The sequence below is a fragment of the Winogradskyella undariae genome, assembly GCF_013285155.1.
GTDB classification, from domain to species: domain Bacteria; phylum Bacteroidota; class Bacteroidia; order Flavobacteriales; family Flavobacteriaceae; genus Winogradskyella; species Winogradskyella undariae.
The window spans coordinates 1-16,153 of record NZ_JABTEL010000009.1 but is presented as its reverse complement, the minus strand read 5'-3'; the positions used below and the strand labels follow the sequence as shown (position 1 = coordinate 16,153).

Here is a 16,153-nt window from a genome sequence, read left to right as displayed (position 1 = left end):
GAATTTTATCGCGTTCGTTTTTGTTTACTAAATTAGTTGCTTAAACAAACCATACACAAACACATAAACAATTATAAACAAGCTTTGAACTAATATGAAACAAACAATTGTACTATTGATATTCGCTTTCATTTTTGGTTGTGGATCTGAAATAAAACCAAATAAAATTAATTTATCCGATATTAATCTGATTATAAAAGCCCACACTAAAATTGATAGTGTTTGGATTTCTAATATTGGACAAACAGAAAGTTTCTTTTTACCATTTAAGGACACAATTAAAGTAAACTTTAAAGAAAAATTAAATGATTTATATAATATCGATTTTTACACAGAAAATGGAAGAAAATCAAATCAACTTTGGTTAAATGGAGACAATGTAATTGTAATTGGAAAACTTAACAAAAAATTAGAAATCGATACAATTCTAAATTCCGAATTATATTATAAGTCTATCAATTTTTCAAAAAAATATCGTGAATTAATTCAAAATAAGGCTGATAGCATTACAATTGACAACTTTCTTCTTGAAAATATTAATCAAAATACCCAAAGTCCATTTTCATATAATATTGCAAGCCCATATATATACAGAAATCAGAATGACAAAGCCAAGATTGGAAAACTATTTGATATACTTTCAACCCAAAGCGATACTTTAAAAAATCATTTTATAAGCATTCACAGAAAAATAGAAAACATACTAAAGGTAAATTCTTTAAATACGGGAGATTATAAGTTTGCGAATGTTGAGAATGAAATGTCATCAATTGAATTAGAAAAATCAAAAACATATCTTCTTGATTTTTGGTTCATTAACTGTCCACCTTGTATCAGAGACCATAAGTTGATTTCCAGAAAATTGGATTTGCTTAAAGAAAAGAATGTAGAACTAATTGGGATTTCTACTGACCGAAATCACTCTGACTGGAAAGAATATCTAAAAAAACACAATTACAACTGGAAAAACTACAGAGAAATTGACTCTCTAAAAAGAGTTACAAAAGATATGGCAATATGGTCTTTTCCAACTTATCTGGTTTTAAACAATAATGGAGAAATAAAAGCAAGATATAATTCGTTTGAGGATTTTGAAAAAACATTAGAATAAATAACTGTTTACAACAACATGTATAATTAATTGCTTGGTCAATGCCGACTTACGAACATTCCTGCGGAATATTGCTTCGCCAGTTCGCTGCGCTCGGGTCTATCTGTGATTTATTTGCTAACTTAGTGGCGCAACCACGCAACACCCGAGCGCAGCGAACAGACGAAGTAAACCATTCACAAAACCGTTGTAAATGGCTTTCAGATTACTATTTTAGTATAGCATTTACAGGATAATAGCTATTTTCCAATTATTATTACTAATTACCCAACATTTGAAACAAAACAAAATGGAAAATAAATTAGAATTTTATACTTCTAAAGGAAGAATAACTAAATTAATTCTTAGTTCTTCAATAATCACAATAATAGGAATTTCGTGTATAAATTCCGATTTACTTATAATTGATATCATTGGATTTCTAAATTTGATTCTTGGTCTTTTAGGTATATCACTCGGATTATATAATTTATTAGATAATAGTCCTCAATTAATATTGACTGATATAGGAATTGAACATAAAAAAATCACTAAAAAGATGATTTCTTGGAACGATATTTCAAAAGCAGAGATTAAGAAAGAGAGAAACAATCATATGATAGTTTTAAAACAAAAAGGAAATATAAACTTTGATAAATTCAAATATCTTTTTAAAAAAACAGCTAAATCTCAATTAAAAAACAATATAATAAAATTAAATATTGAGCAATTAGTAGTTGACTATCCAAAATTAAATGCTTTTCTAAATTCAAAATTAAACAAAAAAAAAGCTGATAATCTTAGTTAAAGATTAATAATATTTAAGCAAAAAAAAAGTCTGGTACAATCAATAACATTAAAGAAAATTAAATAATGCCATAAGTATGTTAAGATTAGAGTTGTCTATATAATTAGAAATTTGAATTAATACTTAATAAGTAAAAACGTTGGGTAACACCGTGTATAATTAATTGCTTGGTCACTGCCGACTTACGAACATTCCTGCGGAATATTCTATCTGTGATTTATTTACTAAATTAGGTGCTTAACCACACAACACCCGAGCGCAGCGAACAGACGAAGTAAACCATACACAAAACCGCTGTAGCCAATTTAACTAAACCTGTCTGAATTTATTTCCTTTTAAATTAAACTATTTAGAAAAAAAAGTGTCTAAAAAACAAAATATTTAAAATGATAAAATACTTAGTCTTAATGATGGTTTGCTTGGGCGCACAACTTTTCGCTCAAGAAAACAACCATTTAACTGCAACAATAATTGGCTCTGGCTCACCTAAATTTAACACAGAACGTGTGGGACCTTCCGTATTAATTACTTACAAAAACACGCAGATTTTGGTAGATATGGGAAATGGTACACAAGCCAATCTGAACAAATTACGCCTAAAAATTAAAGACCTAGATGGATTACTTTTTACACATCATCATTTAGACCATAACGAAGAATTTGCTCCTATTTTTATTCAATCGCTACTAGGCGGAAATAAAATAACTATTGCGGGTCCAAAACATACTACTTCAATCATTGCTAATATTCTTGATATTTATGAAGAAGACATTGAGTATAGATTATCAAAATCTGGAAGAAGTTTAAAAAGTGTAAAGTCCAACTATGTTGCTAAAAACTTGATAGGAAGTAATTCTTTCTATATTGGAGACATAAAAATATCATACACGCCAGTAAACCATACAATTGCCACAAATGCCTATCGTTTTGATGCTGGAAATCAATCTATCGTGATTTCTGGAGACTTAACATATTCTGAGTCATTACCTATTTTGGCTAACAATGCCGATTATTTAATAATGGATTCTGGTGGAGCTATTGAATTAGGAAAAAAAAGAAATGCTACAAGAAGTAACAACAATAGAAGCGGTGCTAAAACTAAAGAAAAAGCACACGTTAATTTAACGGAAAGTTCACAAATGGCAAAAGAAGCCAATGTTAAAAATTTAGTGTTAACGCATTTCAACTTTACAAATGTTGATGAAGATGCTACATCTGCAGAAATTCGCAAAAATTATATTGGCAAAATTTTATACGCTAAAGATTTGATGGTATTACCGCTAGAAAATGAGGTTCATAGTCATAATGGCATATCTCATTCGCACAATAATGAACACTTGCCAGAAATAAAGAACTCTTCCAAGGAAAAACTATCACTTCAAAACGAAGTTTCTATTACAGAAGATAAAAAGAATGGTGTTCGTATAATAAAATCCAATGCCATTCCAAATCATACTGTCGGTCAATTTCCCACAAAAGGAAATCCAAACACAATTACAGAACAAAACAAAGAATATTCTATTGATTTAACACCAACATTAGCGAACAAAATCACCTATGTTTATGATTTAGGAATTGATAAAGGAAGACCAAGTTATGTATTTGGTGTTGCTATTAATGGAGTGAAATTTGAGCCTTCTGCCAACGAATATTTTAGAAACATAGAAACAAATGAACCTAATTATGAATGGACACTTGAACCTTTAAGTGAAGAAGTGAACTTAGGTGAAGACTATAACAACGCTCACGTTCAACCAAATGGCGAGTATCACTATCACGGTACACCATCAGGGTTGGTTGCTAATTTTGATAAAAACAAAATGACTTTAGTGGGTTGGGCTGCAGACGGATTCCCTATGTACTATAAAATGGGATATAAAGATCCAATGGATGCAAATAGTGGCATTATTCAGTTAAAATCTAGTTATACTTTAAAACAAGGAGAAAGACCAGGAAATGGAGTTTCTGCACCAAACGGAATTTATTCTGGAAAATATGTGCGTGATTACGAATACCAAAATAACTATGGTGATTTAGATGAATGTAACGGAAGATCTGGAGTAACACCTGAATTTCCAAATGGGACGTATTATTATGTGGTTTCTGATGAGTTTCCTTCTGCAAGCAGATGTTTTATGGGAACACCAAGTAACGATTTTAAAATTGGTGGAGGAAGAAACCAAACACAGCAAATGCAAAACCAACCACGACAAAGGGAAGAAAAAACAAATGAAAACACGCCTCCAAGTTTCACAAATATGCTCAAAAGAATGGACGCAAACAATGATGGGAAAATATCAAAATCTGAAGCTAAAGGAAATATAAAAGAAAATTTTCAGAATAGAGACAAAAACAAAGATGGTTATATCACACAAAATGAAATGACAAGAAGAAACTGATAAAAACTGGTTACAACACCGTATAAAAATAATTGCGGTTTAGTGCTTAATCAAAGGGCGTTGCGTGTTTGTAACGGCTGAATTTCCTTCGGAAATTCCTCGCATACAAACCCAAAACTAACCATACACAAGACCGTTGTGCAACATTAGAGAAAAATATCAACAAAATTATACGCTAAGCCATTTTTATAAATTACGTTTGTTTTCTATAAATCTTCAATAATGAAAAAGCACATTTTATTTCTAATATTTTTATTACTACCTATATTATTACTACAAGCCCAATGGGAACAAACTGGAGCAGATATTGACGGAGAAGCTTTAGAAGATCTTTCTGGCGGTTCAGTTTGCTTAAATTCTGATGGTTCTATTTTAGCAATTGGAGCAATCAGAAATGAAGGCAACGGATCATTTGCAGGTCATACCCGTATTTACCAAAATCAAAATGGAAATTGGATACAAATTGGAGACGACATTGATAGTGAAGAAGCCAATGATGGTTTTGGAGCCTCAGTGAGTTTAAATTCTGATGGTTCTATTTTAGCAATTGGTGGAAAAGGAAATGATGCTAATGGTATGGCCTCAGGTCATGTTCGAATATTTGAAAATATAAATGATACATGGTTTCAAGTAGGTAATGATATTGATGGTGAAGCTGCATTTGATAGTTCTGGTATTTCAATAAGCTTGAATTCTGATGGATCGATAGTCGCAATTGGTGCTTCAGGAAATGATGGTAATGGTCCAAACTCAGGTCATGTTCGTGTTTACGAAAACCAAAATGATACATGGGTACAAATAGGAGACGATATTGATGGTGAGGCTGCAGGTGATCTCTTTGGTCGTGCTGTAAGTCTAAATTCTGATGGGTCAATATTAGCAATTGGAGCTCCTAATAATGATGGTAACGGAGAAGATTCTGGACATGCAAGAATATATCAAAATCAAGAAAATACTTGGGTGCAAATAGGTGATGATATCGATGGTGAAGCATCAGGTGATTTCTTTCACTCAGTAAGCTTAAGTTCTGATGGCTCAATAGTAGCAATAGGAGGACAAGGAAATGATGGTAGTGCTTCAGCTTCAGGTCACGTCCGAATATTTGAAAACATAAGCGGTACATGGTCTCAAATAGGTAATGATATAAATGGTGAAGCTGCATTTGACAATTCTGGAATTTCAACGAGCTTGAATTCTGATGGATCGGTAGTCGCAATTGGAGCTATTGGAAATGATGGGAATGGCGAATTTTCTGGTCATGTTCGTGTTTACCAAAATTTAAATGGTCTTTGGACGAAAGTAGGAATGGATATTGACGGCGAAGCAGAAAATGACATGTCTGGTAACTCAGTAAGTTTAAGTTCTAATGGCTCTATAGTTGCTATTGGAGCGAGGTTGAATGATGGAAATGGAGAAGACTCAGGTCATGTTAGAGTTTTTAATAATAGTACACTCTCAGTTGAAGATTTTAAAAGCACAAATATTTCAATATATCCAAACCCAACAGAAGGTATTGTTTTTATAAATGAAGATCGTATTCATAAAATAGAATTGATAGATATGATTGGCAAAAGTATTTATGTAATAGAACGCAGTAATAAAATAGATTTATCAGGAAAAGAAAAAGGTATTTATATACTGAGAGTACATACCGAGAAAGGCATAGGTGTTGTTAAAGTAATTTTGAGATAGTAGATAGAGTAAAAACAAACAGCAAAAGACAAATTAATGTTTAAGGCTTTTGATAGTGTTAAAAGTTAAGATAATGAATAAAAAACGTTGCACAACAACGTTTTAAATGGCTTTCAGATTACTATTTTAGTATAGCATTTACAGGATAATAGCTGTTTTCCAATTATTATTACTAGTTACCCAACATTAACCACTCAAATCAAAAACTGAATTAAATGCAAGAAAAAATTGAAATACCATTAAGCAAAAACAAATTACTTTTAGGAATAGGAGGTTCTATACTATTTGTAATATTAGGAGTTTGGCTGTTTACAAATGCGGAGAGTTTTCAAGAACATTCATTTAGAATATTGAGAAATCCAATGGTAGCAAAAGGAGTTGGAATTTTAAGTATTTTGTTTTTTGGTGCGACAGGAATTTTCGGATTTAAAAAACTGTTTGATAAAAAAGTTGGACTGACAATTGACTCAAACGGAATAACTGACAACTCAAACGCATCGAGTGTCGGACTAATTGAATGGAATGATATAACTGATATCATAACAAAGCAAGTTATGTCGACAAAATTTCTGCTGATTAACGTAACGAATCCTGAAAAATATATTGAAAAAGCAAAAAGCGGAATGAAAGCCAAAATTATGCGTTCGAATATGAAAATGTACGGAACACCACTTTCGATTACATCCAATACTCTAAAATATGATTTTGGAAAACTGGAACAATTAATACAAACTGAATTTGAACGAAATAAAAACGTTGGGTAACACCGTATATAATTTATTGCTGGCTTCTTACTTACTTACGAAAGTCCTCGCGGACTTTCTTTGTCGGCAATTATTTACTAAATTAGTTGCTTAAACCACGCAACAAACCATATACAAACACGTTGTAGCACATTAAACCACCCAAGATACCAATGAACAAAATCGTAGTTTTTTTATTCCTTTTAGCAATCGGATTTATTTCTTGTAAAAACTCTGAAAAGACTATTGACAAGATTGAAATTGCTGAAAAATATTTCGTGGCACTTAACGAATCGAATAGTTCCGAAATGAAAGATTTATTAACTGACAGTCTCATAACCACGATACCGAAATATGAATATGAAGCGAGATATTCTAAAAATGATTACTTGGGTAAATGGTTAAAATGGGATTCAGTTTTTGAACCAACTTATAAAGTTGTTGAAATGAAATTGGAAAACGGAACTGTCAAAGCAAAAGTTTCAAAAACTGACAAGAGAATTCTTTTCTTTATGAAAAAGCCTTTTTTGACAAATCAGATTCTGACGCTTCAAAACAACAAAGTAATTTCTGTAGAAGAAGAAGCTTTAAATTTTGACGAAGCTACTTGGGAAAAGAACAGAACAGGACTTTTAAATTGGGTGGAGGAAAATTACCCTAAACTAGACTTAAAACGATATATATACGACCAAACAGAATTTGGCGGAAAGCAGTTGTTAAAAGCAATTGAGTTGTATGAAAATAAAAAATAACGTGCTACAACACCGTGTATAATTAATTGCTTGGTTCTAGCCTACTTGCTAATATTCCTGCGGAATATTCTATCTGTGATTTATTTACTAAATTAGTTCCAAACCACGCAACACCCGAGCGCAGCGAACAGACGAAGTAAACTATACACAAAACCGTTACCTGCAAGCTGAAAAAAACATTACGGCTGAATGAAAAATTGAGCGGATTATAGAATTTAGAATAAAAACAACGAATTGAATAGATGACAGAAATTACCTTTGAATACTGGAATAAACTTGCTGAACAAACAATTACAATTAGTTCATTACTTGGTGGATTTTCGATTGCTGTAATTGCAAATTTATTAGTTTCAGATATGAATACTAAATTATCGAAAACAATTATGGTTGTTTCAACTTTAGCTGCAAGTTTCTTTTTGATTACTGTTTTTGCAATGACTAATGTATTAATGAAAACAACTGTTGGATATCCATTTAAAGTAGTCGATAATGATTTATTCCTTCCACGAGTTTTAGGTTCTATTTCATTTTTTTTAGGAATCACATCTTTAATTGCAATGATTTCTTTAGCAGGTTGGACTAAATCAAAAAAAATGGGAAGATTTACCACAATACTTGGAATTATGACATTAATATTGATATTGTTTATGACAACCTAATAACTGAATTTGAATAAATAACTATTGCCAACACCATATATAATTTATTGCTAGTTATAGCCTACTTACAAAAATCCTCGCAGACTTTCTTGGTCGGTAAATATTTACTAAATTAGTTGCTCAAACACGCAACACCCGAGCGCAGCGAACAGACGAAGTAAACCACACAACAAAGCTGTAAATGGCTTTCAGATTACTATTTTAGTATAGCATTTACAGGGTAATAGCTATTTTCCAATTATTATTACTAGTTATGCAATATTTGACGAAATTAAGAACCCATTAAATAACTAAAGCAAAAATCTAAAGATTATGGTATTTGGAATTAAAAAACTTGGCAAAATGAAAACTTATGAAAAACAGTATGTTACTACTAGGTTTATCATTATTGGACTACCATTAATCCCTGTTGAAAGTTTATTTGTTGTTGATGATATGTCGTACATAGAACTAGGATTAAACATAAAGAGTATCTTTAAAACCTATTTAGCGTGGATTACTTTTGCTATCGCAACTATATTATTAGTAGGTTCACAATTTGAGAATGTTTTTCCTCTCAGCTCTGGAATTTCATTCTTTATAGGTTTAATCAGCTTGATTATCTCGATTTATTTCTTTTTCGTATTTCAAAAAACAACTGAGCAAGAAAATGAAGTTAGAGATTTATTTCAAAAAGCAATTGGAATGAGCTTATTACCAGAATATTTTAATTATGACAAATCATTTGATTTCCAAAAAAAACTAATACAAACTCTTAAAGACAAGTTCGGAATTAATAATTGGAGAAATACTATTAAAAACAATGATTATAACGAGGCACAATTACCTCTTTTATTTACAATTTGTGCTTTTCAACATAAAATGTCTAAATCAAAAATATCTCAAGAAAATTATGACAAATTATTAAATGAATATAAAAACATTGCATAACACCGTATAAAAATAATTGCGGTTTGGTGCTTATTCAAAGGCAATTGCGTGTTTGCCTGCATCTGATTTTCCTTCTGAAAATCCTCGCTTATAAACACGCAAATAACCACACAACAAAGCTGTAAATTCCTTTCAGATTACTATTTTAGTATAGCATTTACAGGGCATTACAATCTAGCACAAAACTCGGATTAGAAAAGCATAACAGAAACTGAAGCAATTAAACTTGTTCATAAATCCTTAGATTTTAGAATCAATTTTTTTGATACAACCCCAAATTATGGACATGCAACTGGTGAGCAAGATTAGGCAAGGCGCTTAAAGATGCTGACCGAAGTAAAATTGTAATTAATACAAATTTGGTATTTAAAACTCACTTTACTTCCGCTTCAACTCATCTAAGGTTTTACCATCCTTATCTTTCCACTCTATCCAACCATTAGCAGCTCTAGCTAGCACTACTGCTGCCGCTCCACTTGGTGAATTACAAACATAATCTTGTTGAAAAACATAAACACCATGTTCCATTTTTAAAATGGCATCCTCAATAAGTTGTTTTCGTATTCTAGAAACCCAAGAACCAATAGATTTAGTTTCTTTTATATTACTTTTCCCTCCTTTATAAATAAGAAAACCATCATCCGTTAACTCACCAACCGCAGAAGCCTCTTTACCTTGACAATAAAATAATTCTTTAGGACTTTTTGCTTTACGTTTTTCTTCAAATATGGGATAGCCCAATGTTGCTAATAGTATTTTAGCAGTATCAAAATTATCTAACAAATCATACTCCCTACTTTCGCTTATAGAGGGCTTTTTAGAACCCGTATCATTATCGGTAACATATCTACCAATTTCTTTGGCTTTAGCCAAACAGTAATGCTCTAAATACTTACCATCTGTTTTGGTGTACTCGTCTGTTTTGGTGGTAATGATAACACAATGTGTCCAAAAGTCTTTTTTACGGTTGTGCGATTGTATTCGTGTAAAACAATCTTCTCCTTCTCCAATATAAACTATTGGTTTTGCGCCATCCTCTGTACTACCAAACAAAAAATAAACACCTGTAAAATGTACCATCTCGCGTTTGGCTACTTCTTGCAGTTTATTTCTAGGAAACAGAATCGCTTTTACCAATCTATTGGTGAGTTCAGCTTCACGAATACTTGTTGGTGAACCGTCTGGGAGGAATATTTGTATGGTTTGTGGTTTGATCATTTTGCTTTATTGTATTACTTTTTTATTTCTTTAACCAGTTTATTCCAAGACTTTTTTGTTTGCTTTTTAATCTTATTTTTTGTCATAGTTTTTGCTGCTTTATTGGAATAAGACAAAAAATTACCCCAATCATAACTGTCAGATTTTACAAAACCCTTAATTAAGTCATCCCATTCCCATTTTCTTTTTCTATCTGCTCCTTTGTATGAGAATTTTTTTAATATTCTTCCTTTAAAAATCTGTCCTTTATTTTTACCTTTTTTAGCATAATGTTTAGAACGTTTTACAGTTTTTTTCATTTTCCTGTAGAAAGCTGAAATACTAGCTGAACGAACTAAAGTAATTTCACCATCAAATTCAAAACCTAAATAAATAAGGTTTTTATTCTCATTTATTCCGTTCTTAAATTGTTGACCGCAACTAAGAATTCCATTTTTTCTAGTAAAATGAAATATTTGTGTTTTAGAATCTTGAATTTCTAATTTTACTTTTTTTATTTCAGACATTACAAGGTTAATTGTTTCATCCTTTTTATTTAAAGGACACACAACTACCATATCATCTGAATATCTTCTGTAAGTACCTTCTTTTTTAATGAAATCATTAATTGTTCTATCAAAATTTAAAAGATAAGCATTTGCCAATACAGAACTTATTGGAGAACCTTGTGGAATACCAAATTTTTTAGGTAAACCTTTATTTTTACCTTTAGTTATTAGTTTAGTATTACGAACTAATTTATTTTTCTTTTTATAAAACTCTTTTTTTGTACAAAACGCAACAGCATCTTGATTCTTTAGAAATTTAATTTTAGAAACTTTGCTTCTTTTTTTGGGTAATAATTTACCACTAGCATCTCTTTTTTGAATAAAAATTTTATTCTGAAATTCTTTAAACAAATCAACAATATCTACATAAGTAAATCTTGTAATGTTTTTATATACGTTAAAATGATCTGGTGGTAGTTTTTTAAAAATATTTTCTTTTGTCTGTAGTAATTGCAACCAAACATCTCGCAGAATTTTATGGTCTAACTCATCAAAAAAACCTTTAATATCCAAAGCTACTGCAATAAACTCTTTATCAGGATAACTTCTTATATAGTTGAAAGTATCATTTGCAAAATCAATATTGCATTTATTGGGACCTTCTGGATTTTCTAATTTTATTGGAATAGACCTATAAGCAAGTACAACCTCTTCTAAATCATATTCCTTAATTTTATCTTCATAGTTTTTAGACAAAATTTCTGAATAATAACTATAAATTAAAGAATCTAAGTGAGAAGCATAATACAATTCTCTATCTTTAATATCAGGCTCTCTTAAAGCCTTTTGTGCTTTTGTATCTATAATTACTTTTCCTGTGTCTTCAGAATATTGTTTTCTAAATTTTCTTTTTTTAGAAGTTTTATGGATAAAGGGTAAGAAAGCATGTTTTTGTATTTCATCTGGAGAGGTTACATATTCCTCTATCCAAAGATACCTATCTTTAGATTTTAACGGAAAACCAATATGAGGATACCGTTTTAACTTAAACCAATCTTTCTTTTTCTTTTCCATTATATAAAAGTGAGCAGAGAAGCCAACTACGAAGCATTGCTTTTAGGGTTTATAAAACCCCTGAAAAATGCATGCTCTTTCGATTGGAAACCTAAGTCTACAACCGCCCCAATTCAAGTTGGGCGATAAATAATTACTGTATATTTGCATATAATAACAACGTTGCCGATGATATTAAATAACTTCAACAGAACTATTAGGGTATCCCCAGACATCTTTATGATGGTTCTGGAGGTAATACAAGACTTATTAGAAATTAATCCAACAATCTCTTGCATTTGTAAAATACCTTCTTCTTAACAGCTTTTAATGTTAAGCTTATACTTTGTTATTTACATAACAAATTACACCTTGAAACGCATTCTTCAGCACTTCTCTAACTCACTAGATTTTTATTTTTTAACTAATATAATTATATTTTTATTTAATTCTTTCTCCCCCTCAAAAACCTCCCACAAACAACACCGCATCAACACCGCACTATATTCTTGGCTTTGTTGTACGTCTTGCTCTAACCTATCACATAAATCCATTAAAGCATTTACTTTTTTCACGATGACTTTTTGTTTTGATTTATTTATCTCAATTTTCATTATGCTTAAATGCTACCCATAACAATATTAGCTATAGTTGATATTACTCCAGCTATAACACCTATCAATACAGGAACCCACCATCTTTTGTCTTGTTTTAGCTGTAATGCACGTGAATGTAGACTTATGGCTGATTCTATAAGCATGGTTATATCATCATTTTTTAATGGGTTTCTTGAAATACGAGCTTTTTTTTCATCCGAAAGTGCTAGAAAATCTGATTTTGAAATTTCATTTCTTGTATCAACATCGAAATTCTTTGGATAATTACGTCTCCAAACTAAAGATACTTTCTTTTTAGTTTGGTCTATTCTAAAAAACTCAGGATGCTCAATAAATACGTTTTCCCATTTAGCTGTTTCATTTATATCTCCACTTATTCTATCCGCCCATTGACTAAAATCAAGTTTATAAAATTTATAGATACCCATAACTTGGATTGCGGCAATAACATCTGCTAAACGGTTGTCATATTTAAGGTAAGGTGACTCTTTCATATATTTAATTTTATGTTATTCTAAACTTCAAAAACCGCCCGCAAACAACACCGCATCAACATCCCACTATGTTCTTGGCTTTGTTGTACTTTAACTAGTTTATTAAATACTACATTTTCTATTATTTTAAAATTCCAATTAATCGTACTTGAATCAATAATAACATCTATATCAACAGTTACATCGTTGTACTGAGGATTTGTATCCATAAACCCAGTATAAAATTCTTCTTTACTTGAAATTACTATTGACTGACTAAACATTTCACAACTCCCCCTTAAAAGCCTGATCTAACAAACTGCTCTTTAAAGCTTTTAAATGAGTTAGTTTTTGAGTTTGGGTTTCAATAATTTTATTATTTAATCTAAATGATTCTTTTATTTTATTTATTAATTTTTGTTGAATTTCTAGAGAAATAATTGGCACATCAATTGCTTCAATCATTGATTTTGTAATCGCTTCACGTGTTGCATTTCCTGATGAATCATATAAAAGCTTAGACTTCATTTTTGGACTTATTAAAAAGTAAAGCATGAACTCTGGTAAAATACGTTCATCTGTTCTGATAATACTGACATGCTGATTAACTCTTGCGGGCAAATAGTTTGAATCAACAATACAACATCTAGCAACAGATGCACCTGTTATATTTAACAAAACATCATTTTCTTGAATTTCAACATTTTTTAATTTGTCGGCTTGTATATCATCAATAAAAGCCAAGTTCTTAACCTTAAAATAACAATCATGAACATTCATACTTCTAATTAAGCTAATACCACTTTCTTTATATGAACTTTGCCCTCCTCTTGGTGTAGAACCACTTCCTATCTTTTTTGTTAAGTTTTTTAACTTATCATATTTAGTTGATAGTTTCTCCAACTTCCCAAACTCCTCATCCAAAACACTACCCATCAAAGCCTGCGTATGCAAAATATTAGCCTCTAACAACCCAATAGCTTTATCTATTTTGGCAAATAAACCATCTAATTTTGCAACAATGCGTTGTTGTTCTGGTAATGGTGGAAGTGGGATTTGAAGATTTCTTAATTCTTTTCCTGAAATTGCCTTAAATGTACTTCCTTGACCTTTTGATGAAATTTCTAATTCAAAATTCTGAAAATAATATAGTAGAAATTTTGTTTCAATTAAATCTAAATTCGGTCTTATTGAAGCCAGTCCTCTTCCAATACAACATTTTTCAAAAGCTAAATTTGTTGGACCTACAGGTGCTCTTACTGATAATAAAACATCACCAGACTCAGCAATTTTATTAGGCTTACTACACCATTTTTCAACAGTAGGATACAGTTCTCCAAATTCTTTTTTCCCTTGATAAAAAGGTAATCCTATTTTTTCTCTATTATAAGTATTTGATGGTGGTGATTGCCCCATTATTAATTCAGTTACCTTACCATCACCTAACTTTACTTCCTCCCACTTACCCATCAATCAACTGTTCTATTTGGTTCATTAATGTGTTTATTTCGGTGTCGTTTTGCTTAATAGCCTTTAATAAATCTTTTGGGGTTTGGTGGATCACCTCAACCACTTTGTGTGGGTTTTTGGCGCTTAGGTCGTAGTCTTTAATGTCTTTTACATTAACAGTCCAATCATTACACGCTTTACCTGTTTTGGCATTAGTAGCATTACGCTCTTTTGAGTTATGGAAGAGGTGCACAAACTCTGCAATATGATCGAAAGTAATAGGTTTATTTTTGGTCAGTTTATAAGGTGGTGTCACATCATAATACCAAATATCACTCGTTGCACCTTTTCTATCAAAATATAAAATATTAGTTTTTACACCACTATACGGTAAAAACACACCAGATGGTAAACTGACTATGGTATGTACATTAAAGTTTTCTAATAAGGTTTGTTTTACTTTGGTAAAGGCATTGTTGGTTTGAAAGAGCACACCTTCGGGTATCACAATAGAAGCACGTCCTTCTAGTTTTAGCATTTTCATAAAATGCTGTAAAAACAGAATCTCTGTGGCGTTACTTTCTACAGGGAAGTTTTGTTGTATTTGGCTTTTTTCTTTACCTCCAAAAGGTGGATTGGCCAAAATAACATTGTGTCGATCCTTCTCTTGAAAATCGCGTATGTTTTGTATCAGCGTGTTGCCTTTATATACGTTTGGACTTTCTATACCATGCAGAATCATGTTCATCATGCCCATAACATAACCTAAACTTGTTTTTTCTTGACCGTAAAAGGTGTCGTTTTGTATGGTTTCCCAATCCTTGGCAGAGAGCTTTTCTTTTTTATCGCCACCAGTTAAATACTCATAGGCTTCCACTAAAAAACCACCAGAACCAACAGCGCCATCGTAAATGGTATCACCCACTTTAATATCTGTAGTTTCTACCATGGCTTTAATAATGGCTCTTGGTGTGTAAAACTCACCCGAGTTGCCACCATCACTTCCCATTCCTTTTAGTAAGCTTTCGTAGACTTGAGATAGCTCAAATAACTCATCACTACTCTGAAAATCTAAAGCGTCTATAATATCTAACACCTCTCGTAAGGTGTGTCCGCTGGCTATTTTGTTATCTAAATACTCGAAAATAGCGCCTATTTTATAGGTTAGCGTTTTAGGATCGTTAGTAGTAGCTTTAAACGCTTGTAAATACGGAAACAAGGTTTTGTTAACGAAGTCTATTAAGTCGTCTCCTGTTAAGGCACGTTTAACATCTAGTTTACCTGCGTCATCCTTAGGACAAGCCCATTGTTGCCAGCGTAAATCTTTGCGCAGCACATAATTATAGTCTGTACCTTCTAAAAAGGCTTCGTCGGCTTTATTATCTTCGTAATCGTTAAGAAACTTAAGAAACAGAATCCAAGAGATTTGCTCTGTGTAGTGCATCGCTCCCGAAATACCATCATCACGACGAAGGATATCTGTAATTCTGTCTATGTTGTTTTGTATGCTCATTAATTGTTTTTAATTCTTTTATTTGTCACACTGAGCGCAGTCGAAGTGCCTCCCTATAACTTTTTTAATTAATATTTTAAAGTGCTTTTATATGCACATTATTATTTTATTTACTACTACTTGTCACACTGAGCGCAGTCGAAGTGCCTCCCTATAACTTTTTTAATTAATATTTTAAAGTGCTTTTATATACACATTATTATTTTATTTACTACTACTTGTCACACTGAGCGCAGTCGAAGTGCCTCCCTATAACTTTTTTAATTAAT

At 31.5% G+C, this 16,153-nt stretch carries 15 protein-coding genes; 8 read left to right on the top strand and 7 right to left on the bottom strand.

The window, feature by feature from the left end; translation table 11 throughout:
* The first annotated feature begins 94 nt into the window (after positions 1-94).
* The 8 genes from HSX10_RS12570 to HSX10_RS12535 all read left to right on the top strand — a co-directional run bounded on the left by HSX10_RS12570 (position 95) and on the right by HSX10_RS12535 (position 9,073).
* Positions 95-1,111: a TlpA family protein disulfide reductase gene (locus tag HSX10_RS12570; RefSeq protein WP_173588584.1), complete on the top strand. Its 1,017-nt coding sequence runs from the start codon at positions 95-97 to the stop codon at positions 1,109-1,111.
* A gap of 289 nt (positions 1,112-1,400) precedes the next feature.
* Positions 1,401-1,898 carry an STM3941 family protein gene (locus tag HSX10_RS12565; protein ID WP_173588583.1) on the top strand — a complete coding sequence of 166 codons (498 nt, stop codon included), beginning with the start codon at positions 1,401-1,403 and terminating at the stop codon, positions 1,896-1,898.
* 386 nt (positions 1,899-2,284) lie between these two features.
* The gene (locus HSX10_RS12560) at positions 2,285-4,297 is read left to right on the top strand and encodes a YHYH protein (RefSeq protein WP_173588582.1); all 2,013 of its coding nucleotides are present in this window, start codon (positions 2,285-2,287) and stop codon (positions 4,295-4,297) included.
* Between the two features lie 222 nt (positions 4,298-4,519).
* The gene (locus HSX10_RS12555; RefSeq protein ID WP_173588581.1) at positions 4,520-5,989 is read left to right on the top strand and encodes a T9SS type A sorting domain-containing protein; all 1,470 of its coding nucleotides are present in this window, start codon (positions 4,520-4,522) and stop codon (positions 5,987-5,989) included.
* Positions 5,990-6,204: 215 nt separating this feature from the next.
* Complete coding sequence (locus tag HSX10_RS12550) at positions 6,205-6,753, top strand: STM3941 family protein (RefSeq protein WP_173588580.1); 549 nt, start codon at positions 6,205-6,207, stop codon at positions 6,751-6,753.
* A gap of 152 nt (positions 6,754-6,905) precedes the next feature.
* Entirely contained in the window at positions 6,906-7,484 is a 579-nt protein-coding gene (locus HSX10_RS12545) for a hypothetical protein (protein ID WP_173588579.1), read from the top strand.
* Positions 7,485-7,726: 242 nt separating this feature from the next.
* Positions 7,727-8,143, top strand: a complete 417-nt coding sequence (locus tag HSX10_RS12540; protein ID WP_173588578.1) for a hypothetical protein — start codon at positions 7,727-7,729, stop codon at positions 8,141-8,143.
* Between the two features lie 342 nt (positions 8,144-8,485).
* Positions 8,486-9,073, top strand: coding sequence for a hypothetical protein (locus HSX10_RS12535; protein ID WP_173588577.1), 588 nt, complete (start codon positions 8,486-8,488; stop codon positions 9,071-9,073).
* 378 nt (positions 9,074-9,451) lie between these two features.
* Here HSX10_RS12535 and HSX10_RS12530 read toward each other — a convergent pair whose 3' ends face one another.
* From HSX10_RS12530 to HSX10_RS12500, 7 genes are all read right to left on the bottom strand, one after another.
* Positions 9,452-10,291, bottom strand: coding sequence for a GIY-YIG nuclease family protein (locus HSX10_RS12530; RefSeq protein ID WP_217363271.1), 840 nt, complete (start codon positions 10,289-10,291; stop codon positions 9,452-9,454).
* A 14-nt stretch (positions 10,292-10,305) separates the two neighbouring features.
* Complete coding sequence (locus HSX10_RS12525; RefSeq protein ID WP_173588576.1) at positions 10,306-11,853, bottom strand: reverse transcriptase domain-containing protein; 1,548 nt, start codon at positions 11,851-11,853, stop codon at positions 10,306-10,308.
* Between the two features lie 392 nt (positions 11,854-12,245).
* Entirely contained in the window at positions 12,246-12,446 is a 201-nt protein-coding gene (locus HSX10_RS12520; protein WP_173588575.1) for a hypothetical protein, read from the bottom strand.
* 5 nt (positions 12,447-12,451) lie between these two features.
* Positions 12,452-12,943 (bottom strand): N-carbamoyl-L-amino acid amidohydrolase, encoded by a 492-nt coding sequence (locus HSX10_RS12515; RefSeq protein ID WP_173588574.1) that lies wholly within the window; start codon positions 12,941-12,943, stop codon positions 12,452-12,454.
* Between the two features lie 20 nt (positions 12,944-12,963).
* The gene (locus tag HSX10_RS12510) at positions 12,964-13,152 is read right to left on the bottom strand and encodes a hypothetical protein (protein WP_173588573.1); all 189 of its coding nucleotides are present in this window, start codon (positions 13,150-13,152) and stop codon (positions 12,964-12,966) included.
* A gap of 55 nt (positions 13,153-13,207) precedes the next feature.
* Positions 13,208-14,392, bottom strand: a complete 1,185-nt coding sequence (locus tag HSX10_RS12505; protein WP_173588572.1) for a restriction endonuclease subunit S — start codon at positions 14,390-14,392, stop codon at positions 13,208-13,210.
* Positions 14,385-15,884 carry a class I SAM-dependent DNA methyltransferase gene (locus HSX10_RS12500; RefSeq protein ID WP_173588571.1) on the bottom strand — a complete coding sequence of 500 codons (1,500 nt, stop codon included), beginning with the start codon at positions 15,882-15,884 and terminating at the stop codon, positions 14,385-14,387. The genes HSX10_RS12505 and HSX10_RS12500 overlap by 8 nt, the downstream gene beginning before the upstream one ends.
* Positions 15,885-16,153 lie beyond the last annotated feature (269 nt).